This window comes from Roseovarius sp. MMSF_3359 (assembly GCF_030733385.1).
In the GTDB taxonomy this organism is placed as follows: Bacteria; Pseudomonadota; Alphaproteobacteria; order Rhodobacterales; family Rhodobacteraceae; genus Roseovarius.
Genome location: NZ_JASHJC010000003.1, coordinates 1 through 25,590, shown reverse-complemented (window position 1 = coordinate 25,590; position 25,590 = coordinate 1). Strand labels below are relative to the sequence as shown.

The following is a 25,590-nucleotide window of genomic DNA, read 5'->3' as shown; positions in this document are numbered from 1 at the left end:
CACAGGCATGCAAACACCCGAATGGCGCTATCACCAGGCCGCCTTGTTTATGCGCTTCCTCAAGTGTCACCAGTTCTGGTGCCCTGGGAAAAAACGGTCGAAGGCAAATATCTTGGTTGTTGGGTCATGAATGCGCGGTCGCGGGAAATACAAAGGTCGTAGGTCCGGAGCAAGAGGGTTGTTTGGCTTCTGAAATTCAGGCAGGTTTCGGCTACGACCCCAAAAAATTTAAAAAAACAGGGAGAGTAATATGAAGATAAGTATTTGGTTGGGCGGTGCGATTACCGCCGCTTCGATTGCATTGAGCGGGTTGGCCGCCCATGCGCAAAAGGCCGGTGGCACCCTCGTGATGCTGGTCCAGCCGGAGCCACCGTCGTTGGCCTCTTACATTTCGACATCCGGCCCGATCGGGCTTGTTGCGCCGAAAATTTATGATGGGTTGCTCGACTACGACAAGGACCTGAAAGAGATCCCGTCGCTTGCCGAAAGCTGGGAAGTGAGCGAGGACGGCAAGACCGTCACGTTCAACCTGCGCCAGGGTGTCAAATGGCATGATGGCGAACCTTTCACCTCGGCTGATGTGCAGTTCACGGTGATGGAGGTACTCCGGAAAGTGCACCCGCGCGGCCCGAATTCGTTCAAGGAAGTCACCTCGATCGACACGCCGGACGAGCATACCGCCGTCTTCAACCTGGCAAATCCCGCGCCTTACATGATGCGCTCTCTGGGCGCCTACGAGTCGCCCATGGTGCCGAAACACCTGCTCGAAGGGCAGGACGTCAAGAGCGCGAGCCTTGCCAACAACCCGGTGGGGACGGGGCCTTTCAAGTTTGTTGAATGGAAGAAGGGACAGTTCATCCGCCTCGACAAGAACGAGGAATATTGGAAAGAAGGCCTGCCCTATCTTGACCGGATTGTAGGCCGGTTCATCCCCGATGCGTCCACGAGGGCAGCGGCGATGGAAAATGGCGAGGTGCATTATGGCGCCTATGGTGCGATCCCGAATGTGGACGTCGTGCGCCTGCGCGAGCTTGACAGTATCGGTGTGACCACCGACGGCTATGCGATGATCAACCCGGTCTCGCTCATTGAGTTCAACACGACCGAGCCACCCTTCGATAACCCGGCGATCCGGCAGGCCATTTCGACGGCGATTGACCGGCAGTTCCTGATCGACAACATCTGGTTCGGCTATGGCAATCCCGCGACCAGCGCCCTGTCGAGCAGCTATGCGGCGACCGGGCTTTATGCGCCGGGCATGCCGAACTATCCGGCCAATGCGGATGTGGCCGCGGCGGTCAAGATCCTCGATGACGCCGGGATCACGCCCGACGCGAATGGCGTGCGGGCCAAGGCGGTGCTGGATCTTATTCCTTATGGCGAAGATTGGCGCCGCGCGGGTGAGTACATGAAGCAGGCGCTTGGCGATATCGGTATCGAGCTGGAATTGCGCTATGAGGACGTGCCGACCTGGCTGAAGCGGGTCTATGCGGATTACGATTTCCGCATGAACGTCAACTACTTCTACCAGCTTCCTGATCCGGTCCTCGGCGTGCATCGTCATTACGGCACGGATCAGATCCGGCAGGGGACGCATTTCGTGAACTCGTCACGCTACAGCAATCCCAAGCTCGATCAGTTGCTGGCCGATGGCGCGCGGGAAGCCGATGCCGACACGCGCAGTGCGATGTACAAGGAAATTCAGGAGATCCTGGCTGACGACATGCCTGTTGTGAACCTGTTCGAGATGAAGTTCCTGACCGTCTACAACTCCAAGCTCAAGGGTCACGACCTGTCGGGCTTTGGCGCGTATGGCTCTTTCGACCAAGTCTGGTTCGATGACTGACGCGGCACTCAAGGGTGTCGGCCTTGACGGGCCGGCACCGCAATGAGCCACACTGCAAAACGCCTGCGATACGTGCTCAAGCGCCTGTTGCAGGCGATCCCGATCGTCTTTGCAATCATCGTCGTCAACTTCTTCCTGCTGCAATTGGCGGAAGGGGATGCGGTTGACGTGCTCGCCGGGGAGGCCGGGTCGGCCACGCCCGAATACATGGCCGAACTGCGCGAGAAATTCGGCCTCGACAAACCCCTGCCGGTACAACTGGCCGTCTATCTCAAGAACGTGCTGGCTTTCGATCTGGGCTATTCGTTCCGCCATGAAATGCCGGTGCTTGATCTGGTGCTTGACCGGTTCTTCCCGACGCTCCTCCTGATGACCAGCACGATTGTCCTGGCCGTTGGGGTGGGCATCGTGCTGGGCCTTCTGGCGGCGACGGGGCTCAATACCTGGCGCGACACGCTGATCTCGGTCTTTGCCTTGTTGACCTATGCGACGCCGCTCTTCTGGGTGGGGCTGATGTTCATCGTGGTCTTCGCGCTCAATCTCGGCTGGTTCCCGACCAGCGGAATGGAGAATATCGCGGCCTTCCACGAAGGCTGGGACCGGGTATGGGATATCGCGCACCACCTTGTGTTGCCGACGATCACGCTCTCGCTCTTCTACCTCGCGCTCTACACGCGGCTCATGCGGGCCTCGATGCTGGAGCAGGCGGGGATGGATTACGTCACCACGGCACGGGCCAAGGGCCTGACCGAGCGGCGGATCATGTTCGTGCATGTCCTGCGCAACGCGCTCTTGCCGGTTGTGACCATGGCGGGGGTGCAGGTCGGTGCACTGATCGGCGGATCGGTGATCGTGGAGTCGGTCTTTGCCTGGCCGGGCCTTGGCATGCTCGCGTTCGAGGCGCTCTTTTCACGCGACCTGAACCTGCTTCTGGGGATTTTCCTGCTGTCGGCACTGCTGGTGGTGGGGGTCAACCTGATTGTCGATATCATTTACTCATGGCTTGATCCGCGGATCGAGGTGGACTGATGCGGGATTTCTGGAAACTTTACCGCCGAAACCGCTCCGCCGTCGCGGGGCTTTTCATCCTCGGGCTGGTCATCCTGATGGCGGCCACGGCGCCGCTCATCTATCCCGAAGACCCCTTCCGGCTGGCCGGAGCTTCGATGCAGCCGCCGGGCGAGGGTGGGTTCCTTCTGGGCAGCGACAGCCTTGGCCGCGATGTGGCCGCGGGCATTGCGCATGGGGCCAAGACCTCGCTCCTGATCGGGTTGCTGGCGACCATCGTGGCCGTCGGTTTCGGCACGGTCATGGGCGGGCTCGCGGGCTATTACGGCGGGCGCATCGACAATCTCCTGATGCGCACGACCGAGATGTTCCAGACGATCCCGTCTTTCGTCTTCGCGATCCTTTTGGTGGCGATCATGAAGCCGTCGATCGAAAGCATCGTGATCGCCATCGCGGTGGTCTCCTGGCCCGCCGTGGCGCGGCTGGTGCGGGGCGAATTCCTGTCACTCAAGAACCGCGAATTCGTGCAGGCCTGCCACACGATCGGCATGGGCGATGCGCAGATCATGCTGCGGGAAATCCTGCCCAATTGTCTGTCGCCGATCATCGTCATCGGTTCCCTCATGGTCGCCACGGCGATCCTGATCGAAAGCGGTCTGGCCTTCCTGGGCCTGGGCGATCCCAACATCATGAGCTGGGGTTTCCAGATCGGCGCCGGGCGCACCTTGCTGCGGTCCGCCTGGTGGGTCTGCACCTTCCCGGGCATTGCGATCCTGATTACCGTGCTGGCGATCAACCTGGTCGGTGAAGGCCTGAACGATGCGCTGAACCCGCGCCTGCGAGAACGCCAATGAGTGCACCGCTTCTGGAAATCCGCAACCTGCACATTTGCCTACCGGAAGGGTCCGAGCGCCCCTTTGCGGTTGAGGAGGTCGATCTTGATCTCGCGCCGAATGAGATCCTTTGCATCGTTGGTGAAAGCGGCTCGGGCAAATCGCTCACGGCGCGGGCGGTGATGGGGCTTCTGCCCAAACCGCATGTGCGCATCGCCGATGGCAGCATCCGCTTTGGCGACGAGGACCTAGCCGATGTGTCGGACGCCCGTATGCGGCAGATCCGCGGCAGCGAAATCTCGATGATCTTTCAGGAGCCGATGACCGCCCTCAACCCGGTCATGACCATCGGCGACCAAATCGACGAGGTGTTTCGGTTCCACGAAAACATGGGCCGCAAGGAACGACAGGAGCGGGCGATTGGCTTACTGGGTGATGTTCACCTGCCCGATCCCGCGCATATCATGCGCTCTTACCCGCACGAGCTTTCGGGCGGGCAACGGCAACGGGCGATGATTGCCATGGCCCTGGCGCTTGATCCGAAAATCCTGATCGCGGATGAGCCGACAACCGCGCTCGATGTGACGACGCAGGCGCAAATCCTCAAGCTCATCAAGGAGATGCAGGCCAGCCATAATACTGGCGTGTTGTTCATCACCCATGATTTCGGCGTGGTGGCTGATATTGCCGACCGCGTGGCAGTGATGCAGCAGGGCAGGCTGGTCGAGGCGGGTACCGTGGACGACGTTCTCAACAATCCGCAGCATCCCTATACCAAGGATCTGATTGCCGCAGTGCCCAGCCTGACGCCCCGCCCGCCGCGGGCGCAATCGGCGGAGCCCGTGTTGCAGGTAGAGAACCTTGAAAAGGAGTTCCGCAGCGGTGGCGGGTTTTTCGGCTTCGGCGGCAGCGAACGTGTGGTCAAGGCTGCGCAGGACGTGAACCTGGAGCTGCGGCGCGGGGAGACGTTGGGCATCGTTGGCGAAAGCGGATCGGGCAAATCGACCGTGGCGCGGTGCATCGTGCGGCTGGTCGATGCGGATAAGGGCAAGATCCTGCTTAACGGCACGGATTTGCAACCGCTGAACCGGGCGGAGATGCGGGCGCACCGTTCCAGCATCCAGATGATGTTCCAGGATCCCTTTGCCTCGCTCAATCCCCGCTCCAAGGTGGGCCGGATCATCACCCAGGGGCCGTTGCTCCAAGGTGTCGACAAGAATGAGGCCGAAACGACCGCGCGAGAGCTTTTGTCGGTGGTCGGCCTTGATGAGCGGGCCTATGACCGCTACCCGCACGAGTTTTCCGGCGGTCAACGGCAACGCATTGGTATCGCCCGCGCGTTGGCGCTCAATCCAGATGTGCTGGTCGCGGACGAGCCGGTCTCGGCTCTCGATGTGTCGATCCAGGCGCAAATTCTCCGCCTGCTGGATGAAATCCGCGAACGCATGACCTTGTCGATGATCTTCATCACCCATGACCTGCGTGTGGCGGCGCAGGTCTGCGACCGCCTTGCGGTCATGCGATACGGCGAGGTTGTCGAGACCGGGCCAACGGCGGAAATATTCCGAGACCCGCAAGCCCCTTATACCAAAGACCTGCTCGCGGCGGTTCCCGGAAAATCCTGGCGCTCGGCCTGATATCCCGTCCGGCAACGATGATTGGGGTCGCTATGTCTGGGTCATTGCCGCGCCCGCCGCGCGGGTAAACGCTGCCCGTCATCACAATGATGTAGGTCTCTCTTTCAGATGGACCTGCCGACGGGTACAAGGCGGGACAAGACGGTCGTGTCGTTCAACCTCGCAGCCCGGCCGGTGCGGAAACATGTAAGACGGACGCATTACTTGATCAGGCCGCTAGTCAATCTCTCCAAGGATCTACCGGATACGGGCGGTGCAGGACGCGGTGTCGCGATGCCAGCGATCTTCTTTGCTGCGCGGGGACACGCATGATCCGGCGCTCTATCCTGGTCGGCGTGATGGCGGTCCTGATGTCCTTGCTCGTGCATGGCCTGGGCCTGAGCATATCGTCCCGCGAGGCTCAGCCGGAACAGGGGCAGGAAAACCCCGTTGACGTGGCCGATGTGGGGGGCGCTTTCGAGGATTTTACCGAAGCCGTGGCCGAACCGGCTCAGCCTGAGGCCGCGCAGGTGCCGGACGTGCCGGATGTGACGCCGCCCACATCCCGGGCCCTGGTGGCTTCGGACAACCCGCAGGATGTGACCGCGCCGGATACCGGGCTGGCCGAGGCGATCAAACCGGACGGTGCCGCGCCCGGTGGTGGTGAAGAAGATACAGTTGCCGATGTGGCCGCCGAAGACACAGCATCGGTCAACCCGGATCCACCGGTTGCCGAAAGTTCGCCCGAGCCGGCTGAGGCCGAGGCCGACGAACCATCGGCCGAACAACCTGATCCCGTCGCCTCCGACGCGGTTGCTGCACTCGCTCCGGACAAAACGATTGCTGCGACACCTGACGCCCCCGAGATACTGACTGCTGAAGACGTTGACGAAGAGACCGCTTCGGCGGTCACCCGGTCCTTGCGGCCACCGCCGGAACGGCCTTCTGCCGAGGCACTGGGTGTGCCGGACAGAACACAGCAGCAAGCTGCGGCCCGCGTGATCGAGTCGCCGCTTACCGCCTATAAGCGAAGCGGTGTCGATCTGCTCCGCGGTGGCGGTTCGGGTGCCGGCGGCTTCAGCGGGTCGCGCGGCGTCGGGAACGCCAGTGTCACCAACTACGCGGGGCAGGTCCTGAGCCGGCTCAATCGGGCACCGATCGTTTATGCCTCCGCCCGGGGGACGGCGCGCGTTTCGTTCCTCATAAATTCGGACGGCTCGCTGGGGTGGGTCCGGGTGCTGAACAGTTCGGGCAGCAGCGATATCGAAAAAGCCGCGCGCGCGCAGGTCCGAAGCGCGGCCCCGTTTCCACGACCGCCGGACGGCACCAGCCAGCGGTTCGTGTTCAACTACCGAAACAGGTGAGCGAATGGATCGTGGCGCGCACCGATATCCGAGATCAAAATGCCCTGTCATCGAAACCGGCAGGCGTTATGTTCCAGAAAAGGAAGGACAGATATGAAGATGATGCAGATGGCCCGGGCGACGGTTCTTGCCGTTCTGGGCTGTGCCAGCGCAGCGGCGGCGCAGGATGACGACCTTGGCGCGGCTGTCCTGATCGAACTCAATGCGGCGAAGACCAATGAGGGCAGTTGCACGCTCTCGTTCCTCGTCCTCAATGGCCATGCCGGTCAAATCGACAAGGCGGTCTATGAAACCGTGCTTTTCGACGCCGCGGGGCAGGTGGACCGCCTGACGCTTTTCGATTTCGGCACGTTGCCGCCCGGCCGTCCGCGGGTGCGGCAGTTCACGATCCCCGGCGCTGCCTGTGATGGTTTCAGCCGTATCCTGATCAACGGTGCGCATACCTGTGAGGCCGCTGACCTCGCCGATGGCGCGTGTGAGACCGGGCTGCTCCTCAAGACACGCACGGAAATCGAGGTGATCGGATGAATGCAATTCTCGAAGGTCTTCGTCAGACGGTCGATCTTGGCGGCCCCGTTGTCGTGATCCTGCTGGCGATATCGGTGGTGACGCTTGCGACGATTTTCTACAAGCTGTGGCAGTTCTCCGCAGCAGGTGTCGGACGCCACAGGGCGCTCAAGGATGCTGTGGCGGCATGGGACAAGGGCGACCGGGCCGCGGCGGGTATCGCCTTGTCAGCTTCCAGCAGCTACCTCGCCCCGGTGGTCGAAATGGCCTTCAACGCCGGGCCGGAACACGCCAAGAGGCTCGAAGCCGAGGCTGAGACAAGGTTCGCCCGGCTCGAAGGTGGGTTTCGCCTGCTTGATAACGTGGCGCAGCTGGCTCCGCTTCTGGGGCTGTTCGGCACCGTTCTGGGGATGATCGAGGCGTTCCAATCGCTGCAGGATGCCGGTGCGCAGGTTGATCCGTCGCTGCTTGCGGGGGGGATCTGGGTGGCGCTCCTGACGACGGCGGTGGGGCTTGCGGTTGCCATGCCCACGGCCATGGTCCTGAGCTGGTTCGAGGCCCGCATGGACGCCGAACGTGTCACCGCGGAGCGGGCGATTGCCACTGTCCTGCGTCCGCAGGGGCGCCCTGCAAATCAGGCAGCGCGGGCCGGTGCGTAAGGCGGCCCGAACCCGGCGTTTGTCGATGACATCCCTGATTGATGTCATCTTCCTGCTGCTGCTTTTCTTCATGCTGTCCTCGACGTTCTCGCGGTTTTCCGAGGTCGAGCTTTCGGCGGCGGGATCGGGCGGCGCGCCCGCCAATGACGTCAAGATGACCTTCCTGCAATTGGGGGCCGCGAACCTGAGCGTCAACGGCAATGATGTGACGCCTGAGGCGTTGCCGGACATGTTTGCTGCGCTTGCCCCAGAGGCCGAAACCCTTCCCGTGCTCATCAGCCTTCGCGACGATGTGACGGCGCAGAGGCTGACTGACATTCTGGTCATTCTGCGGGGCATTGACCGGCTGAGTATCCGGGTGTTGGGATCATGATGCGCAAGCGGCGCCACAGCACGCGGCGCGAGCCGACGATTGCGCTTATCAACATCGTTTTCCTGATGCTCGTTTTCTTCATGGTTGCCGGGACCCTGGCCCGCCCGCTGGATGCAGAGCTGCGTCTTGTGCGCACCGCCGAGCTCGAAGGGCGCGCGCCGCCGGATACGCTCGTGGTGCATGCGGATGGCCGGATGATGTACCGTGGCGAGGCCATCGCCTCGGCCGAAGCCTTCTATGCCGCGCGCCCCGAGTTGGAGCGTGACCGGGTGCGGATTGTCCCCGATCAGGCGTTGCCGGCGGTTACACTGGTGAACCTCGCCCGCGATTTGCGCGCTGCCGGGGCATCAAGCGTGGTCATTGTCACTCAACGCGGACTGAACTGACCGTACCGCGGCGGGTGCATCGCGAGGCCGTACCGCTTGGTCCGCAGATCGGCTAGGGCGCGGCCTTTCGGTAGACATGCACCCGATGGGTCACGTCTTCGGCGCCATAGGGCATGGAATGCAGGCTCGGGCTGCTCCAGATCTCGGTCCAGGCCTTGGCGGCGGTCAGGGCGGCGACCCTTTCGGGATAGGCGGGCTCCTGCGCCGGATCATCGCGCAGACTGAAGACAATCGGCGCACCGGGCTTTGCCGCGCGCAACAGCCCGTCAAGGCTGTCGGGCGGGGCATGGTTGGGCGTGATCGTCCCGATACAAAGCACCGCGCCCATGCTGTCATCTGGGATCTGCAATTGCGGACCCAGAGCGCCCTGGTGCAGGTCGGCATAGATATCCTTGCGCCGCGCCACGTCGAGCATCCCCGGCGACAGGTCCAGCCCGATGAGCGGACCGTACCCCAGGAGCGATAGTGCTTCCGCCTGGATCCCGCCGCCACATCCGGCGTCCAGAATGGGGCCGGTATCGAGCGGGACAAAGCGGGCGAAGGCCCCGGCGGCGATGGCGGGCAAGCGATACCCCATCGCGCAGAGGTCTTGCTCATAGCTTTCCGCCCATTTGTCATAGGTGGCTTGTTGCGCGTCGGGGCCGGACTTTTCGTAGGATTTGAGAACCTTGTTGTCGGTCATTTCGTGAGCCTCTCGTTTTCGGGATCCCACGGCGCATCCCGCAGGACCCTGGCCTTGATCCGCGCGCCGAGCAGGGAGATTTCGAGCAATGTACCAGCCGCGCGTGCCTCATCGCGCAGAAATGCGATCGCAAGGGAGCGCCCAACGGTGTGGCCATAGCCCGCGGAGGTGACCGACCCGACAAGTGTGCCGTCCTTGAAGACCGCTTCGCCGATCAAGGCGTCGGTCTCTTCACCGTCGAGCGCCAGCAGGGCGATGCGGCTTCGGGGGGTGCGGCGCAGCATGGCGTCACGTCCCACGAATTCCTTGGAATGATCCGCGAAGCGTTCCTGGGCGACATCCTTGTGGCTTGCGTCATTGGCCAATTCGTGGCCCCCGCGATAGAATTTTTCGAGCCTGAGGGCATCAAGCGCCTTCGACCCGAAGGGTGCGATGCCATGGGGCTGCCCGGCCTGCCAAAGCGCATCCCAGAGCTTTTCAAGCTGATCGTTGGGCGCGTGCAGCTCATAGGCCAACTCCCCGGCGAAACTCAGCCGCAGTGCGAGGAGAGGCACGCCCACAATCGTCATCTTCTTGACGCCGAGCCAACGCAGGGCGTCATTAGACACATCATCCGGGGTTGCGGCCGCCAACACGTCGCGAGCGCGGGGACCGGTAAGGCAAAGAATGCCGGTCTCATCGGTGATATTGGTCATGGTGACGTCCTTCATTGCGACGCCGCAATGAAGGGTCAGCCAATCCCAGACCCGGCGCTCGGACGGCGCGCCGGTGACGAGGTGGAAACTCTCCGGGCCGATGCGCGCAATGGTGGCCTCGCCCTCGATCGTGCCCTTGCGATTGAGCAGGAGGGTCAGGCAGGTGCGCCCCTCGAGCGGCATCCGGTTGGCGCAGACGGCGTTCAGCCAGTCTTCGGCGCCCGGACCTTCAACCCGAAACTTCGCAAAGGCCGAAAGGTCCGCAAGACCGACCCGCTGCCGCACCGCCTCGCATTCCTTTGCGACTTGGTCAAAGGCATCGCTTCTGCGCCAGCTCAACGGTTCAGGCCCGTAAAGGCGTGGCCGTTCCCATCCGCCGACCTCTTCGAAACATGCACCGAGGGCCCTGGTGCGCTCAAACGCGCCGGATGTCTTGATGTTGCGGCACCGCTCGCGTTGATGCTGCGGGTAGGGCATCGCCTGGCGCAAGGTGTAATCTTCGGTCGCCCGCGCCCGGGCATATGCCGCATCGGCCCAGGTGCCGAAACGGCGCGGATCGAAGCCCCGGGTCGAGATATCGGCGGAGCCGTCAATCATCCATTGCGCCAGCGCCCGCCCGGCACCCGGCCCCCAGGCGATCCCGACCGTGGCGCCACAGGCAAGCCAGTAGTTCCTGAGGCCCGGCGCGGGTCCCAGCATCATCGCGCCGTCGGGTGTGTACGTAATGCCGCCATTCACCACCCGCTTGATCCCCCGGTTCATCAGGGCAGGCATGCGTTCGAAACAGTTCTCAAGCCAGGGCGTGATCCCGTCCCAGTTCGGCTCGAAAAGTTCGTTCGCGCTCTCCCATGGGCAGCCGTCAAGCCACACCGACTGCGGGTCCTGCTTATCATAAAGGCCGATCAGGGCCGATGCCTGTTCGCGCCGAATATACCCGCAGAAATAGTCGTCCCGTGTCACGGGGATTTCATGCTCCATGTCACCGAATTCCGGCACAGCGTCGGTCACAACGTAATGGTGCAGCATCGTGGTAATTGGCAGGTCCAGTCCCGCCATCGCGCCGACCTGACGGGCGTGGTAGCCGGCGGCGTTGACCACGTGTTCGGCAAGGATGCGGCCCCCGTCGGTCGTCACTTCCCATTCGCCGGATGGCAATTGCCGTGTTGCGGTGACGCGGCAATTGCAGATGACCGACGCCCCCATCTGCCGTGCGCCCTTGGCCATCGCCTGACAGGTGCCCGAAGGGTCGACATGCCCGTCATCAGGCGTGTAGATCGCGCCCAGAACACCCGCCGCCGCGACGTCGTAGAGCGGATTGAGGCGCGCCACCTCGGCCGCGTCGATGATATGTGCTTCCTGTCCGCGTGCCAGCACCGCATCGCGGATATGGTTGATCCAGTCCATGTGCTCGGGGCTTGTGGCCACCCGAAGTGAGCCGCAGCCGTGCCAGCTCACGCCCACATCGGTTTCGCGCTCGATCCGCTTGTAGAGATCGACCGCATGATCGTGGATCGCACCCAGGGCCTGCCCGCCGATCATGCGGCTGACCAGCCCGGCGGCGTGCCATGTGGCCCCGCTCGTCAGTTCGGCCTTTTCGATCAGGACGCAATCGGTCCAGCCCATATGGGCCAGGTGATAGAGCACGCCCGCCCCCATGTTGCCGCCCCCGATCACAACGACGCGCGCGTGGCTTTGCATGGGCTACCTTCTCAGATTGACGGGGGTATTGGCCCAGACGATCTGCGCCTCGCCGGTGCCGGTATTGCTGTAGCGATGCGGGATGCTGGCCGCGAAGGAGAAGCTGTCACCCGCTTCAAGGTGAAACACCTTGTCTTCGAGATGCAGGTCAATCTGCCCCCGGATGACCAGTCCCGCCTCTTCGCCATTATGGGTGTAAAGCTCATCACCGGTATTGCCGCCGGGCTGATAAGTCGACATGCCAAGCGCAAGCTGCCCGTCGAGCGTGGCTGACAGAAGATGGTCTTCGAAGCCCATGTAATCGGTTGAGCCAAGGCCCGAATAGCTGAGCTTGCGACGCCGGTTGGCGCGTACGATGAACGGGCGCTCGTCGGCGGGGGAGGGGCCGTCAGTCTCGAAGAACCACCCGACCGGCACCCCCAGTGCGCCCGCAAGCTCCTGCAGGGTCGTGACCGAGGGTCGAGCCAGCCCGCGTTCGATTTTCGAGATGAAAGAGACGGATTTGCCACTCGCCGCGGCCAGGTCTTCGAGTGTCAGCCCCCGCGCGCGGCGCAGGCCACGCAGATCCTCGCCCAATTGGTTCAGCGCGTCGTCAGGGTGTGTGATATCATTTTTCTTGACCTTCATGAAAAATTGATGCCAAAAATTTTCCCATGAGGCAAGATCGAATCCATAATTCCATCAGGGGCGACCGATGAAACCCGAACGCTGGAGCGATCCAACCAAGAAGATTTTCCCCCATCAGGTGGGCTTTACCGCACCGCCGCATGATTTCGACGCCGCGCCCCATGATTTTCTGCGGATCGCGCCGGAAGGGGTCGGGGTGCATGGCCGGCTGATCCATGTCGAAGACTATGCCCACCAACTGTCGCAGCGGGTCGATAACTTCCACAAGCTCGAAGAGGTCGTGCATTGCATGTCCAATGCCGGGGCCGATGTGGTGGGGCAGGTCGGCACCAACTGGTCCCATGCCGGCGGCAAAACCCCGCAAGACATTCGGGATTTTTGCGACCGGATGGCCGACACGTATCGGGTACCCCTGCACATGGCCGGCCTGTCGCTGGTCGAGGCGCTCAATGAGATCGGCGCGCGGTCCATTGCCGTCAATGGCGGGTATTTCTGGCCGGACTGGCGCGAAGGGACCACGCGGTTCCTGGCCGATGGCGGGTTCGATATTCTCTACTCCGGCAATTTCGTGGATCACGGGTTGATGGCGACGCAGGAAGAGGTGAACGAGGCGACATGGATTTTCCCCGGTGATTTCGCCATGCGCTCGTTTGAATATGTGGCGGAACAGGCGCCGAAGGCCGATGCGCTGGTCATCATCGGCATGCCCAATTTCCGACGCGCCGATGGCTTGCCGCAGCGACCGGTCAGTCTCCTGCGCGAAATCGAGGCCGCCATTGGCAAGCCCATCGTCGCCTCCGATTGCGCGCTCTACTGGAATGTTTTCCGCACTCTTGGCGTGGCGCCCGTCGGCGCGCAACCGCATCTTCTGGCGACATTGCAGGAGGGCGGCAGATGACCGGGCATCCGATCTATTTTCTCTGGGCCACGCCGCGATCGACCTCAACGGCGTTCGAATGGATGATGCGCCAACGCGGCGATCTTGCCTGCTTTCACGAACCGTTTGGCATGGCGTGGTACCAGGGTCCGCAGGCCCGCGCGCCCCGGCCTGCGCCACCTGACCGACAACGACCGGAGGCGACCTTCGAAAAAGTCTGGCACGATATTCTTGAGGCCGCCGAAAAAGCCCCGGTTTTTGTCAAGGACATGCCGCATCATACCGATCACATGTGGACCGATGCGTTTCTGGACCGGATCAACCACAGTTTCCTGATCCGTGATCCGGCCAAGGTTCTGGCCTCGCTCCACCGTTCCTATCAAAAGGCGGGGATGACGGACGGTTTTGAGGCACATGAAATCAGTTTCGGACCGCAGCAGGCCCTTTTCGATCTGTTGCACCGCCGGAGCGGTGTGATGCCGCCGGTCCTGGACAGCGATGACCTCTTGGAAGACCCCAAGACGATGGTGCAGACCTATTGCGAGGCGATTGGTATCACCTTCATTCCAGAGGCCTTATCGTGGGAGCCGGGCGCGCGCGATGACGTGCTGTGGTACGACGGCAATGACGAGATCTGGCATGCGTCCTTGCGCGACAGCGATGGGTTGAAACCAATCCCGCGCAAGCATCAGGACCCGGCAGACCTGCCACCCAACCTTTCGGGCCACCATGCCACGTTCCGGGGCCATTACAACGCGCTTCATGCGCACCGACTGCGGCCGCAAACGGTGCCCTCATGAACCGCAGCGATATCCGCTCCCAGGTCGTGGCGCTCATCGGCGAAGAGGGGCTTGCGCAGGCGTTTGCCTCGATCGAAGACGCCAGCGGCCTGCCCAATGCGGCCTATTGGTCCGATGATTGGCTGGCGCTGGAGCAGGAACACTGTTTTCGGCGCTCTTGGGTTTTTGCCGGTGCCGAGGCGGAACTGCCGGAACCGGGGGACATGAAACCGATTGAGATCGGCGGCGCCCCCCTGATCATCCTGCGCGATCAAGCGGGAACCATCCGCGGGTTCCACAATGTCTGCCGTCATCGCGGTGCGAGGCTCTTGACGGCGCCCTGCCGGAAATCGACCCTGACCTGTCCCTATCATGCCTGGAATTATGCACTGACCGGCAAGCTCCGCTCCCGGCCGCATTTCAGCGGCCCGAACGTGGTGGACAAGTTCGAGGATGGCGGTGGCGACAAGCTGGACCTGATTGAGATACGGGTCGAGACATGGAACGGCTGCATCTTTGCCAACGTGTCAGGGGATGCCGAGCCACTTCTGGACTGGTTGCACCCCCTGCTGGAGCGGACCGGGCAATATGATTTCTCGGCGATCCGGTGGGCCGGCAAGCTCGACTTCGAGGTCAATGCCAACTGGAAGCTCGTCTATGAAAACTACATGGAGGGGTATCATGTTTTTGCGGTCCATCCCAAGCTGCTGAAATTCGCGCCGATGAACGTGCGATGGTCGGGCGAATGGGACCGTCATGTCTTCTACAACGACTATGTCTTTCCCGAACTCGAAGAGGGCCGTGGCGAGGGCCTGCCGCACTACCCGGGGCTGTCCGAAGCGGATGCCAAGCGCGGTCTCTGGTTCCTGTGTTTCCCGCATTTCGCCGCCGAGGTTTTTCCCGATCAGTTCTCTGTCCTCGTCAGCTACCCGGTCGCGCCCGACAAGACCCGGGAGGAGTTGCATGTTTTCCTGATCGGCGATGCGGCGCATTCGGATGAACATAAGGCGGCGCGGGAGGCGACCCTGAACATGTGGGATGATCTCAACCGCGAAGATCTTGGTATGCTGGAGCTGTTGCAGCAGGGGCGTTTGTCGCCCGCCTATGACGGTGGCCGCCTGAGCCCGCATTGGGAAGGGCCAACCCATGATTTCGGGCGCCGGGTGGTCGAACGCATCCTGTCGTGATCCCGTCGGTCGGGGTGAGCCGCCTTCGTCATGGTTACGATCGGCTGAATTCTTAGAATCGACGCTACTAACAGACCCAGCATTTCCCGGACATCGCCTAAGAAGACGTTTCCCGCGAAAACGCCCGCCGCAACATTCTGGAAACAAACGATAATTGCGGCGATTGAAGCGGCAAGGAACATGGATGTGCCTTCAGAGGGGCCGTTGTAGTTAAAGATGTAAGAGCTTGTATCGCATGCATGAAAGCCCTTACATTTTCTTGCTGCATATGGCGGTTGCTGTGGTATCTTCGGGCGATGATCAATTTGGGCGATACATGAGCAGCACCAGGACGGCCCCGACCCTCGACGATGTGGCAAAAGCAGCCGGCGTCTCTACGGCGACGGTATCGCGGTGTTTGAACACGCCGGACCGGGTGATTGAAAGCACGCGGAAGCGGGTGACGGACGCGATTGACGCGCTGGGATATACGCCGAACTTCGGCGCCCGCGTGATGGCGGCCAAGAGGACCTTCACCATTGGCGCGATCATTCCGACGATGGAGAATGCTATTTTCGCACGCGGTCTGCAGGCGTTTCAGGAGGCTTTGCACGACCGCGGGTATAACCTTCTGGTGTCAAGCTCCGCCTACCGGCCGGAGATCGAAGAAGAGCAGATCCGGGCGCTCGTGGCGCGCGGGGCGGATGGGTTGCTTCTGATCGGGCATGACCGGGATCCGGCGATTTATCCCTATTTGGAGCGGCAGAATGTGCCGGTGCTGGCCGCCTGGACCTATGCGGACGGCGCAAGCCTGCCGTCGATTGGGTTTGACAACCGCGCAGCGATGTCGGCTTTGGCGGAAGAAGTCCTGGCGCGTGGACATCGGCGGATCGGCGTCATTTCGGGCGCGACTGCGGGTAATGATCGCGCGCGGCAGCGGGTTGAAGGGATCCGGGATGCGGTGGCGGCCCATGGTCTTGATCCGGCGGCTCTTGCCATCATCGAAACGACCTATCAGATCGAAAGCGGCGGCGATGCGTTCGATACGCTGATGGGGGCGAATGACCCGCCCACGGCAATCATTTGCGGCAATGACGTTCTGGCCGCCGGGGCGGTGGCGCGGGCGCGGGCGCACGGGCTTGACGTGCCGGGCGATGTCTCGGTCACCGGGTTCGACGACATCGAACTGGCCCGCATCGTGTATCCGGCGCTGACCACTGTGCATGTGCCGCACGGCGAAATGGGTCGCAAAGCGGCCTGTGCGCTGGTCGACATGGTCGAAACCAAGCAAGCCGGCGTTTCGATACGGCTCGATACGTCGCTGCGTCTCAGGGGGTCGCTTGGCCCCGCGCCCCGTCAGGGTCACGGCCCCCGCTGATGCTCTGCGCCTGTTTGATGATCGCACGGGCCGAGAATTGCGCCATTTCTCCGCGCCATATCTGTCGGCTGAAGCAGAAGGCCGTCCCCGATGGATCGCGTACCAACTGTTCTTGTTCGATGCCCGATTGATAGGGCATGAGGCCCAGCAATCCGGCTTCTTCGGGGGCGAGGGCGCGCATGCGGATGACAATGTCGGCGGTATGGCCCAAGGGGCTGTAGCGTTGTTTTTGAAGGAAGCTTTCGGGGTGCGGCGGGGTTTTGGGCAGCAATCCCGCGCACCTGTCGGCCAGGACGGTTTCGGTTTCAAGAAACGTGGCGTGGCCTTCGCGCCGAAAGAGCCGGGTGTTTTCGTAGAGTGCTGTGCCTTCCGGGACGGCGAGGATCTCCGCGATGCTGCGCCCCGCCGGGAGGGACCTGCTCTCCAAATGCTCGACCTGGAGGTCGATCCCCCGGGCCGCGGCGCCGGAGATGAAATTCGACATGCTGCTCACGTCGTAATCCAGCCGTTTCGGCGAGACGAAACGCCCCTTGCGGTCCTTGCTATAGGCCAGCCCCTCGGCCTCAACCGCCTCCAATGCGCGCCGGGCGGTCATCCGGCTGACCGCGTGCAGTTCCGCAATGGCGCGTTCGGACGGCAGGGGCATATGCTCCGACAAATCCCCGGAGACGATACGGCTCTTCAGGTCATCCACGATCTGCCGGAAGAGCGGCAGCGGGGCAGGGGTCTGGTGGCTGGTGGTAGACATTTTTCAACACCGGGTGATTTTTTCGGATTGCTTAACATGCTAGCTGGTATATACCAAGTGGATATCTGGTATATACCAACTTGGGAGAGAATTGATGGCACATCTGACGCAAGAGCAGAAAGACCAATTCTGGCGCGATGGGGTTCTGGTGGTCGAGGACGCGGTGACGCCCGACCAATTGGCCCGCCTGCGGGAGGTTTTCGCGGCATGGGTCGAGGAGAGCCGGCAGCATGATGCAGATTACGGCGAGACGCTCGATGGGCGTCCCCGGTTCGATCTGCAGCCGGGTCATACGGCAGAGGTGCCGGGCCTGCGCCGGGTTCAATCGCCCGAAGAGGTGTCGGACGTCTATGCCGACGTGATGCGCAATGCCCGCACGGTCGATATCTGCGCAGAACTCATCGGCCCCGCGATCCGGTTCCACCATGGCAAGGTCAATTCCAAACTGCCCGGCACCGCGACCAAGGTGAACTTCCACCAGGATTTCCCGTTCGAGCCGATGACCAATGACGACATGATCACCTGCCTTCTCTTCATCGACGATGTGACGTTGGAGAACGGCCCGCTCGAAGTGGTGCCCGGCACCCACAAGGGGCCGCTTTATTCGCATTGGCATAATGGCGTTTTCACCGGCTCGGTCTCGGATACGGTGCTTGAAGAGCACAAGGGGAACATCGTGAAATGCACCGGTCGGGCGGGATCGGTCTGCTTGATGCATGCGAGCCTTCTGCACGGCTCTGCGCCCAACTTGTCGCAGGCCTCCCGCACCCTCTACATCTCGACCTATTACGCCGAGGACGCCATTGAACTGAGCCCCAACCACCTGCCCAGCACCCTGACCCATGAGCTTGTCCGGGGCGAGGCGTCGGGGCGGGTCCGCTGCACCCCATACGAGATGCAATTGCCCGAAGTGCCGAAAGACACGTCCTTTTTTGCGCAGCAGGCCATGGCCGATGCTGGATAAGCGAAACGTCGGGGCGGGGGCGGCGATGGATATGGATACGCGGCAGGCGCGGATCGAACGGCTGAGCTTCACGACGGACCAGGGGGCCGGGGAGCGGGCGCGCCTTGGTCTTCTGGTGCTCGAATCCGATCAGACGATGGAATGGGAATTCCGGACGCTGACCGATCTGCCGGGTGTGTCGGTCTATCACGCGCGGCTGGCCAATGATGTGACGGTCACACCGGAAACCCTGGGCCGGATGGCAGACGAACTGCCCGTAGCGGCGCGACTTTTGCCGGACTATCTGGGCCTCGACGCCATCGGTTATGGCTGCACCTCGGGCGCCACCATCATAGGCGAGGACCGCGTGGCGGAGATCTTTGAAGGCATCCATCCCGGCGTGCCGTCCACCAACCCGCTGACAGCGGCCAAGGCCGCGTTGAAGGCCCTGGGGGTGCGGCGGCTCGGGTTGGTCACGCCCTATTCGCCGGAGGTGACCGAGGCCATGCAGGCCAGGTTCATTGCCGCCGAGATCGAGGTGACCGTTGTCGGGTCGTTCTACGAGGAGAGCGATTTCAGCGTGGGCAAGATTGATGCGGAATCCATCCTTGAGGCGGCGCTCAAGGTCGGGCGTTCGGCGGATGTTGACGGGGTCTTCATCTCCTGCACCAGCCTGCGGGCCGCAAGCATCATCGACGCCGCTGAAACGACGCTGGCCAAACCCGTGACCGCCAGCAATCACGCCCTGGCCTGGCACCTGCTCCGGCTTGCGGGGATCAACGACACGCGGACCGGCGCCGGGCGGCTCTTCCGTAAACCATTGACGCCTGGCGCACTCTGACAGGACAACTCCGAATGAGTAAAAGCCTCCCCTCCCACGCGCAGGTCGTCATCATTGGCGGCGGTATTCATGGTTGTTCGGTCGCCTATCATCTGGCGCGCGAGGGCTGGAATGATGTTGTGCTCCTGGAGCGCAAGCAACTGACCAGCGGGACCACCTGGCACGCCGCCGGGCTTGTCGGGCAGCTGCAGGGCAGCCATGCCACGACCGCCATGGCGAAATACGGCATCGAATTGCTGGAGCAGATCGAGGCCGAGACCGGCCAGAACCCGGGCTATCGCCGGTCGGGGTCGATCTCCATCGCGGTTAACGAAGAGCGCCATGCGGAATTGAAGCGCAAGGCGGATTTCGCACGCCTCTTCGGGATCGAGGCCCATGCGTTGTGCCCCGAGGAGATCGCTGAACGCTGGCCCCTGATGAACCCCGACGGTGTGTTGGGCGGCATCTATATGCCGAGCGACGGATCGGCCAACCCGATTGATCTGACCATGGCGCTGGCCAAGGGCGCGCGGATGCATGGCGCGCAGATCTTTGAGCAGACCCGCGTCGAGGAGGTCTTGGTCGAAGGCGGACGCGCCAAAGGGGTGCGGACCGGCGCCGGGACGATCACCGCCGATTTCGTGGTCAATTGCGGGGGGATGTGGGCACGCGAACTGGGCCAGCGGAACGGTGTGGGCGTGCCGCTTCATGCGTGTGAACACTACTACCTGGTGACCGAGGCGATCCCGGATCTGCCAAGCGATCTGCCGGTGCTGCGATCCTATTGCGATGGCACCTATTGGAAGGAGGATGCGGGCAAGCTCCTCTTCGGGTTCGCGCATTTTCACGCCAAACCTTGGGCCGTGGACGGCATCCCCGCCGCGTTCGAATTCGACAGTCTGCCTTTTGTCGAAGAGGACGTGATGGAGGTGCTGGAGCTGGCCATGAACCGGGTGCCAATCCTGCAGGAAACCGGCATTCGCACCTTCTTCAACGGGCCGGAGAGCTGTTCCTATGACGGTCGGTTCACCCTTGGGGAAGCGACTGATATCAAGGGATATTTTGTGCTGGCCGGGGTGAATTCGACCGGTATTCAATCCGGCCCCGGGGCGGGTAAGGCACTGGCTGACTGGATCAGGCTGGGCCATCCCCCAATGGACCTCGCAGAGATGGACCCGAAACGCTGCGAAGCCTTCCAGGCGCGTGATCTCTACCTGCGCGAACGCTGCCCGGAGACGCTGGTGTTGACCTACGCGATGCACTGGCCCGGTCGGCAGCGCGAGACCGCCCGCAACCTGCGCCGCACGCCGTTTCACCATGCGCTGAAGGCCCGCGGCGCCTGCTTTGCCGAGGTGCAGGGATGGGAGCGGCCCGGGTGGTTTGCGCCCGAGGGCGTGGCGCCGGAGTACGACTACAGCTTCCACCGCCCAAGTTGGTTCGATCACGTTCAGGCCGAGCAGAGGGCCGCGCGCGAGGCGGTGGCGATGATCGACTATTCCATGCTGGGCAAGCTCATGGTCGAGGGGGCGGATGCCGAGAGCTTCCTGCAACGGGCCTGTACCAATGACATGGCAATGAAGCCGGGCCGCCTCGCCTATACCCTGATGCTGAACGACCGCGGGGGCATTGAAAGCGATGTGACCGTGGCGCGCCATGGGGCGCAGAGTTTCATGGTGATGTCGTCGATTTCGCATACAAGGCGCGATTACCTGCATCTGCGCGATGCGATCGGGCCGGGGGAGGATGTGCGCCTGCGCGATGTGACCGCGTCTTATGGTGTTCTGGCCGTGATGGGGCCGCAGAGCCGCGCGTTGCTGACCGAGGTCAGCGATGCCGATTTGTCGAATGAGGCGTTCCGTTTCAACAGCTTTCAGAGCTTTCATATCGGCCACGCGCAAGTGACCGCGCAGCGCCTGTCCTATTCCGGCGAACTCGGGTGGGAGGTTTTCGTGACGCCCGATTTTGCCGAGCATGTGCTGGAGGTGTTGTTTGAGGCCGGAGAGAAATACGGGCTGCGCCTCATCGGGGGCGAGGCGCTCAACGCGCTGCGCCTGGAAAAAGGGTTTCTGCACTGGGGCCATGACATGGCCTATGCCGAAGCGCCGCATCAGGTCGGGCTGGAGTTTGTCTGCAAGCCAGACAAGGCGATCCCGTTCGTTGGCCGCGATGCCTATCTTGCCCGCAAGGCCGAGGGGCAGGGGCCGTATCTCTGCTCCGTGAAACTGCGCGATCCCGGACCGCTTTTGCATCACAATGAGCCGGTGCTGCGCGATGGCGCGGTGGTGGGATATGTCACCGCCGGGGCCTTCGGGCAGTCCATTGATGCGGCGGTGGGCCTCTGTTTCGTGTCGGTCCCCGATGGCGGGGCCGACAAGACGGCGATCGAGGCGGGCAGCTATACCGTTCTGATCGAAGGTTGCGAGGTTGCCGCCGATGTCAGCCTGACACCTTTTTACGATCCCAGAAGCCAGCGGATGCTCTCATGAGGCGGCATGCCTGACATCCCACCAAGAAAAAAGGGCCGGAAAAACCGGCCCTTTCGCATTGGATAATCGCGCCCGTCTTAGGCGAAGGACCAGCGTTCCGCCCAGCGTTCGCCGTCCATATCCCAGTTCGAGCCGAAGCTCTCGGGGGTTGCGATCTTCTTGGAAGTCGCGAAGACGTAGTTCGCGAACATCGGGATGATCACACCACCCTGGTTCGACACGATGTCCTGCATTTCGTAGTACATCGCCTGGCGCTTGGCCGGGTCCAGCTCGGCGCGGGCTTCGACCATGAGCTTTTCGAACTTGTCGTGGCACCAGAAGCTGTCGTTCCAGGCCGCGCCGCAGCTATAGGCGGTTGCGAACATCTGATCCTGCACCGGACGGCCCGACCAGTAAACGGCCGAGAACGGCTTCTTCATCCAGACATCCGACCAGTAGCCATCGTTGGGCTCGCGCACGACCTTGAGGTCGATACCGGCGGCCTTGGCGGAGTTCTGGAAGAGAACGCCCGCATCCACCGCACCGGCAAATGCCGCATCGGCGGCCGACAGGCTGACTTCGAGGCTGTCGAGACCGGCTTCCTTGAGGAAGAACTTGGCCTTGTCGGGATCGTAGGTCTTCTGCTCCAGCTCCTTGTTGAAATAGAGCTGACCCTGACCAACGGGCACGTCATTGCCGACCGAGCCGTAACCGAAGAGGATCTTCTCGACCATTTCTTCACGGTTGATCGCGTATTTCAGGGCCTGACGCACGTTGTTGTCGTCAAACGGTGCCTGGTTGGTGGACATCGCGAAGGTGAAGTGCTGCGTGCCGGCGACCGAGTTGATCTGGATGTTCTGGTTACGCTCCAGCAGGCCAACGGTTTTCAGGTCCAGACGGTCGATCACGTCCACATCGCCCGATACGAGGGCCGTGGTCCGCGCGTTCTGGTCAACCAGCGCCAGCATTTCGATCGAGTCGAAGAAGCCTACATCGTCACGCCAATGGTTCGGGTTTCGCTCCATCGTGCAGGAGACGCCGAAATTGTGGTTCTTGAGGATATAGCTGCCGCAGCCATCGCCGGATTGCCAGTCGATGCTGTCATCCTTGGCGGGGTGGATCGTCAGGTGATAATCGCTGAGGATGAAGGGGAAGTCGGCATTGCCGCCCGAGAGGTCAAACACGACCGTGTCGCCCTCGACGGTGATGTTTTCGACCGGCGCGACGAGCGGGCCCGCGGCCGAGGTCGAATCTTCGCCACGGTGGAAGTTGATCGAGGCGGCCACGTCTTCCGCGGTGAGCGGCTTGCCGGAGTGGAATGTCACACCCTTGCGGATGTTGAACCGCCAGGTCTTGGCGTCCGGTGTCGCTTCCCAGCTCTCGGCCAGCTCGGGCGCGAGCGAGCCATCGCCAAGCACCTCGGTCAGGCGGCCATGGATGGCGAAGGCCATGCCGATGGTGAAACCGTTTTCCCAGGTGCCGGGGTTCAGCGTGTCGGTTGTCTGACCGTGGGCCTTGCCGACGCGCAGGTGGCCGCCGCGCTTCGGCGCCGCCATTGCGCTGCCCATGGGCAGGGTCGCGGCCATCGCCGTTGCTGCCGTCGTCTGCAGAAAGCGGCGACGGTTCAGACCGCCGTTTGATAGGATCGTCATAAAGGTATCTCCCTGATTGTTTTCAGTTCATGGGGCGTCGCCGCTGCAGGGCAGGGCTTTTCCGAATGCCATTTTGTCGATCGAGATGTGCCGCCTACGGAAACATTCGTCAAAGAAACGGTTGTTTTCGTCATTTTTGAACACACACCGGCTGCACACCAACAATCGTTGAACGGCCAGAGCTTAGGCCGACCCTTCGATCATGTGCAAGTTCATTGTGACAGACAGATGTATTGTGGGCGATCAAGCGGCACCATTTTTATTGATTGACGAGTCAATTAAACACGACTACGACCGATTGGCAATTCAAAATAAAGGGGGGTGCCCGTGCCGAAAGTGGGGATGGAACCGATACGTCGTTCGGCGCTGGTCGAGGCGACGATCCATGAGATCGGCGCCCACGGTACGCTGGATGTCACCGTCAGTCAGATCGCCAAGCGGGCAGGGATGTCGAGCGCGCTGGCGCATCACTATTTCGGCTCCAAGGAGCAGATTTTTGCCGCCGCCATGCGCCACATTCTGACGCTCTACGGGGCGGAGGTGCGTGGTGCGATGCTGATGGCGAAAACACCGCGTGATCGGATCGAGGCGATCATCCGCGCCAGTTTCGCCCCGGCGCAGTTTCGCCCCGAATTCGTTTCGGCGTGGTTGAATTTCTACGTGCAGGCGCAGAAATCCGACGAGGCCCGGCGATTGCTGCATATCTATCAGCGCCGGGTGCGGTCGAACCTCCACCAGGCCTTTCGCCAGATCGCCGGTGCCGATGCGCGGATGCTGACCCGCGGGTTGGCCGCGATGATTGATGGGCTCTACATCCGGCAGGCGCTGCGCGAGGACCCGATGTCACCGGGGGCCGCGATTGATGTGCTTCTGCATTACCTCGATACCAGTCTGCCTAAAGGATCACATGAATGACTGCGCCCAACATATTGATTTTCATGGTGGATCAGTTGAACGGGACGCTCTTTCCGGATGGCCCTGCGGATTGGTTGCACGCGCCAAACCTGAAGAAGCTGGCGGCGCGCTCGACCCGGTTTGCGAATGCCTATACCGCCTCGCCGCTCTGCGCGCCGGGACGGGCGAGTTTCATGTCGGGCCTCTTGCCTTCGCGCAGCCGGGTTTATGACAACGCGGCGGAGTTTGCCGCCGATATCCCGACCTACGCCCACCATCTGCGCCGCGCGGGGTATCAGACCTGCCTCAGCGGCAAGATGCATTTCGTGGGCCCTGATCAGATGCACGGGTTCGAGGAGCGCCTTACCACCGATATCTACCCGGCGGATTTTGGCTGGACCCCCGATTACCGCAAACCGGGAGAGCGGATCGACTGGTGGTATCACAATATGGGATCGGTCACCGGCGCCGGTGTGGCCGAGATTTCGAACCAGATGGAATACGATGACGAGGTGGCCTATCACGCTACGCGCAAGGTTTACGATCTGGCGCGCGGCCATGATGACCGGCCCTGGTGCCTGACGGTCAGCTTTACTCATCCGCACGACCCCTATGTGGCGCGCAAGAAATACTGGGATCTCTACGAGGATTGCGAACATCTCGCTCCGCAGGTGCCGGCGATGGAGTACGACGATCACGACCCCCATGCGCAGCGGATTTTCGACGCCAATGATTGGCGGTCTTTCGACATCACCGAAGAGGACATCCGCAAGTCGCGCCGGGCCTATTTCGCCAATATCTCCTATCTCGATGACAAGATCGGTGAGGTAATGGCGGCGCTGGAGACGACGCGGCAGGAGGCCGTGATCCTTTTTGTCTCCGATCATGGTGACATGCTGGGCGAGCGGGGCCTCTGGTTCAAGATGTGCTTCTATGAGGGGTCATCGCGCGTCCCGCTGATGGTGTCGGCGCCCGGTATGGCGCCCGGGCGGATTGAGGCGCCGGTCAGCACGATCGACGTCTGCCCGACGCTGTGTGACCTGGCCGGTGTGAGCATGGATGAGGTCGCACCCTGGGTCGAAGGGCAAAGCCTTGTGCCTTTGGGGCAAGGGGCGGAGCGGGATGCGCCGGTGGCGATGGAATATGCGGCAGAGGCGTCCTATGCGCCGCTGGTGTCGTTGCGATACGGCAAGTGGAAGTTCAACCGCTGTGCGCTTGATCCAGATCAGCTTTTTGACCTGGAGGCCGACCCGCATGAGTTGACCAACCTGGCCGGCGATCCGGCCCATGCGGGCACGTTGGCGCAGCTGCAGGCCAAGGCCGAAGCGCGGTGGGATCTCGACGCCTTTGACGCGCAGGTCCGCGAAAGCCAGGCGCGGCGGTGGGTGGTTTACGAGGCGCTGCGCAAGGGCGGCTATTATCCTTGGGACTATCAGCCGCTGCAAAAGGCGTCGGAACGCTACATGCGCAACCACATGGACCTGAATGTGGTTGAGGAAAACGCGCGCTTCCCGAGGGGCGAATGATGCAGGTCGCGCGCGGTATTAAGCGGGGTCGTCGCATTGGCACGTCGC

Annotated in this window: 23 protein-coding genes; 18 read left to right on the top strand and 5 right to left on the bottom strand. The window is 62.2% G+C overall.

The window, feature by feature from the left end:
• Nucleotides 1–250: 250 nt before the first annotated feature.
• From RBB29_RS05195 to RBB29_RS05155, 9 genes are all read left to right on the top strand, one after another.
• Entirely contained in the window at nucleotides 251–1,846 is a 1,596-nt protein-coding gene (locus RBB29_RS05195; RefSeq protein WP_306115355.1) for an ABC transporter substrate-binding protein, read from the top strand.
• 42 nt (nucleotides 1,847–1,888) lie between these two features.
• Complete coding sequence (locus tag RBB29_RS05190; protein ID WP_306115356.1) at nucleotides 1,889–2,875, top strand: ABC transporter permease; 987 nt, start codon at nucleotides 1,889–1,891, stop codon at nucleotides 2,873–2,875.
• Nucleotides 2,875–3,708 (top strand): ABC transporter permease, encoded by an 834-nt coding sequence (locus RBB29_RS05185; RefSeq protein WP_306115357.1) that lies wholly within the window; start codon nucleotides 2,875–2,877, stop codon nucleotides 3,706–3,708. The genes RBB29_RS05190 and RBB29_RS05185 overlap by 1 nt, the downstream gene beginning before the upstream one ends.
• Nucleotides 3,705–5,324 carry an ABC transporter ATP-binding protein gene (locus RBB29_RS05180; protein WP_306115358.1) on the top strand — a complete coding sequence of 540 codons (1,620 nt, stop codon included), beginning with the start codon at nucleotides 3,705–3,707 and terminating at the stop codon, nucleotides 5,322–5,324. The genes RBB29_RS05185 and RBB29_RS05180 overlap by 4 nt, the downstream gene beginning before the upstream one ends.
• A gap of 308 nt (nucleotides 5,325–5,632) precedes the next feature.
• A complete protein-coding gene (locus tag RBB29_RS05175) occupies nucleotides 5,633–6,667 on the top strand; it encodes a TonB family protein (protein WP_306115359.1) in 1,035 nt (344 codons plus the stop codon).
• A 93-nt stretch (nucleotides 6,668–6,760) separates the two neighbouring features.
• Nucleotides 6,761–7,195, top strand: a complete 435-nt coding sequence (locus RBB29_RS05170) for a hypothetical protein (RefSeq protein ID WP_371931420.1) — start codon at nucleotides 6,761–6,763, stop codon at nucleotides 7,193–7,195.
• Nucleotides 7,192–7,833, top strand: coding sequence for a MotA/TolQ/ExbB proton channel family protein (locus RBB29_RS05165; protein ID WP_306115360.1), 642 nt, complete (start codon nucleotides 7,192–7,194; stop codon nucleotides 7,831–7,833). Before RBB29_RS05170 ends, RBB29_RS05165 begins: the two co-directional genes overlap by 4 nt.
• Before the next feature lie 25 nt (nucleotides 7,834–7,858).
• Nucleotides 7,859–8,206, top strand: a complete 348-nt coding sequence (locus RBB29_RS05160) for a biopolymer transporter ExbD (RefSeq protein WP_371931419.1) — start codon at nucleotides 7,859–7,861, stop codon at nucleotides 8,204–8,206.
• Entirely contained in the window at nucleotides 8,206–8,592 is a 387-nt protein-coding gene (locus RBB29_RS05155; RefSeq protein WP_371931440.1) for an ExbD/TolR family protein, read from the top strand. The genes RBB29_RS05160 and RBB29_RS05155 overlap by 1 nt, the downstream gene beginning before the upstream one ends.
• A gap of 52 nt (nucleotides 8,593–8,644) precedes the next feature.
• On the opposite strand, the gene RBB29_RS05150 is transcribed toward RBB29_RS05155, so the two are convergent.
• From RBB29_RS05150 to RBB29_RS05140, 3 genes are read right to left on the bottom strand one after another with little or no spacing between them, the layout of a single operon-like run.
• Nucleotides 8,645–9,274, bottom strand: a complete 630-nt coding sequence (locus RBB29_RS05150) for a class I SAM-dependent methyltransferase (RefSeq protein ID WP_306115363.1) — start codon at nucleotides 9,272–9,274, stop codon at nucleotides 8,645–8,647.
• Complete coding sequence (locus RBB29_RS05145; RefSeq protein WP_306115364.1) at nucleotides 9,271–11,667, bottom strand: FAD-dependent oxidoreductase; 2,397 nt, start codon at nucleotides 11,665–11,667, stop codon at nucleotides 9,271–9,273. The genes RBB29_RS05150 and RBB29_RS05145 overlap by 4 nt, the downstream gene beginning before the upstream one ends.
• Nucleotides 11,668–11,670: 3 nt before the next feature.
• The gene (locus RBB29_RS05140) at nucleotides 11,671–12,294 is read right to left on the bottom strand and encodes a helix-turn-helix domain-containing protein (RefSeq protein WP_306115365.1); all 624 of its coding nucleotides are present in this window, start codon (nucleotides 12,292–12,294) and stop codon (nucleotides 11,671–11,673) included.
• A gap of 67 nt (nucleotides 12,295–12,361) precedes the next feature.
• Here RBB29_RS05140 and RBB29_RS05135 point away from each other — a divergent pair, with 67 nt between their 5' ends.
• The 4 genes from RBB29_RS05135 (at nucleotide 12,362) to RBB29_RS05120 (ending at nucleotide 16,494) form a co-directional block, all read left to right on the top strand.
• Nucleotides 12,362–13,192 (top strand): hypothetical protein, encoded by an 831-nt coding sequence (locus tag RBB29_RS05135; protein ID WP_306115366.1) that lies wholly within the window; start codon nucleotides 12,362–12,364, stop codon nucleotides 13,190–13,192.
• Nucleotides 13,189–13,971, top strand: a complete 783-nt coding sequence (locus tag RBB29_RS05130; protein ID WP_306115367.1) for a sulfotransferase family protein — start codon at nucleotides 13,189–13,191, stop codon at nucleotides 13,969–13,971. The genes RBB29_RS05135 and RBB29_RS05130 overlap by 4 nt, the downstream gene beginning before the upstream one ends.
• On the top strand, nucleotides 13,968–15,137 hold the full coding sequence (locus tag RBB29_RS05125; RefSeq protein ID WP_306115368.1) for an aromatic ring-hydroxylating dioxygenase subunit alpha: 1,170 nt from the start codon (nucleotides 13,968–13,970) through the stop codon (nucleotides 15,135–15,137). The genes RBB29_RS05130 and RBB29_RS05125 overlap by 4 nt, the downstream gene beginning before the upstream one ends.
• 316 nt (nucleotides 15,138–15,453) lie before the next feature.
• A complete protein-coding gene (locus tag RBB29_RS05120; protein ID WP_306115369.1) occupies nucleotides 15,454–16,494 on the top strand; it encodes a LacI family DNA-binding transcriptional regulator in 1,041 nt (346 codons plus the stop codon).
• On the opposite strand, the gene RBB29_RS05115 is transcribed toward RBB29_RS05120, so the two are convergent.
• Complete coding sequence (locus RBB29_RS05115) at nucleotides 16,445–17,242, bottom strand: GntR family transcriptional regulator (protein WP_306115370.1); 798 nt, start codon at nucleotides 17,240–17,242, stop codon at nucleotides 16,445–16,447. The two genes, RBB29_RS05120 and RBB29_RS05115, sit on opposite strands and share 50 nt — an antisense overlap.
• 94 nt (nucleotides 17,243–17,336) lie before the next feature.
• On the opposite strand from RBB29_RS05115, the gene RBB29_RS05110 reads away from it, so the two are divergent.
• The 3 genes from RBB29_RS05110 to RBB29_RS05100 are packed head-to-tail and all read left to right on the top strand — an operon-like array spanning nucleotide 17,337 to nucleotide 21,491.
• Nucleotides 17,337–18,206 carry a phytanoyl-CoA dioxygenase family protein gene (locus RBB29_RS05110; RefSeq protein WP_306115371.1) on the top strand — a complete coding sequence of 290 codons (870 nt, stop codon included), beginning with the start codon at nucleotides 17,337–17,339 and terminating at the stop codon, nucleotides 18,204–18,206.
• A complete protein-coding gene (locus RBB29_RS05105) occupies nucleotides 18,196–19,026 on the top strand; it encodes an Asp/Glu racemase (RefSeq protein ID WP_306115372.1) in 831 nt (276 codons plus the stop codon). The genes RBB29_RS05110 and RBB29_RS05105 overlap by 11 nt, the downstream gene beginning before the upstream one ends.
• Before the next feature lie 14 nt (nucleotides 19,027–19,040).
• Nucleotides 19,041–21,491 carry an FAD-dependent oxidoreductase gene (locus RBB29_RS05100; RefSeq protein WP_306115373.1) on the top strand — a complete coding sequence of 817 codons (2,451 nt, stop codon included), beginning with the start codon at nucleotides 19,041–19,043 and terminating at the stop codon, nucleotides 21,489–21,491.
• Nucleotides 21,492–21,568: 77 nt separating this feature from the next.
• Here the strand turns inward: RBB29_RS05100 and RBB29_RS05095 are convergent, their stop codons facing one another.
• The gene (locus RBB29_RS05095) at nucleotides 21,569–23,122 is read right to left on the bottom strand and encodes an ABC transporter substrate-binding protein (protein WP_306115374.1); all 1,554 of its coding nucleotides are present in this window, start codon (nucleotides 23,120–23,122) and stop codon (nucleotides 21,569–21,571) included.
• A gap of 342 nt (nucleotides 23,123–23,464) precedes the next feature.
• Between RBB29_RS05095 and betI the strand changes: the two genes are divergently transcribed.
• Both betI and betC read left to right on the top strand, forming a co-directional pair.
• Nucleotides 23,465–24,037: a transcriptional regulator BetI gene (gene betI, locus RBB29_RS05090; protein WP_306115379.1), complete on the top strand. Its 573-nt coding sequence runs from the start codon at nucleotides 23,465–23,467 to the stop codon at nucleotides 24,035–24,037.
• Nucleotides 24,034–25,542 carry a choline-sulfatase gene (betC, locus tag RBB29_RS05085; protein WP_306115375.1) on the top strand — a complete coding sequence of 503 codons (1,509 nt, stop codon included), beginning with the start codon at nucleotides 24,034–24,036 and terminating at the stop codon, nucleotides 25,540–25,542. Before betI ends, betC begins: the two co-directional genes overlap by 4 nt.
• Nucleotides 25,543–25,590 lie beyond the last annotated feature (48 nt).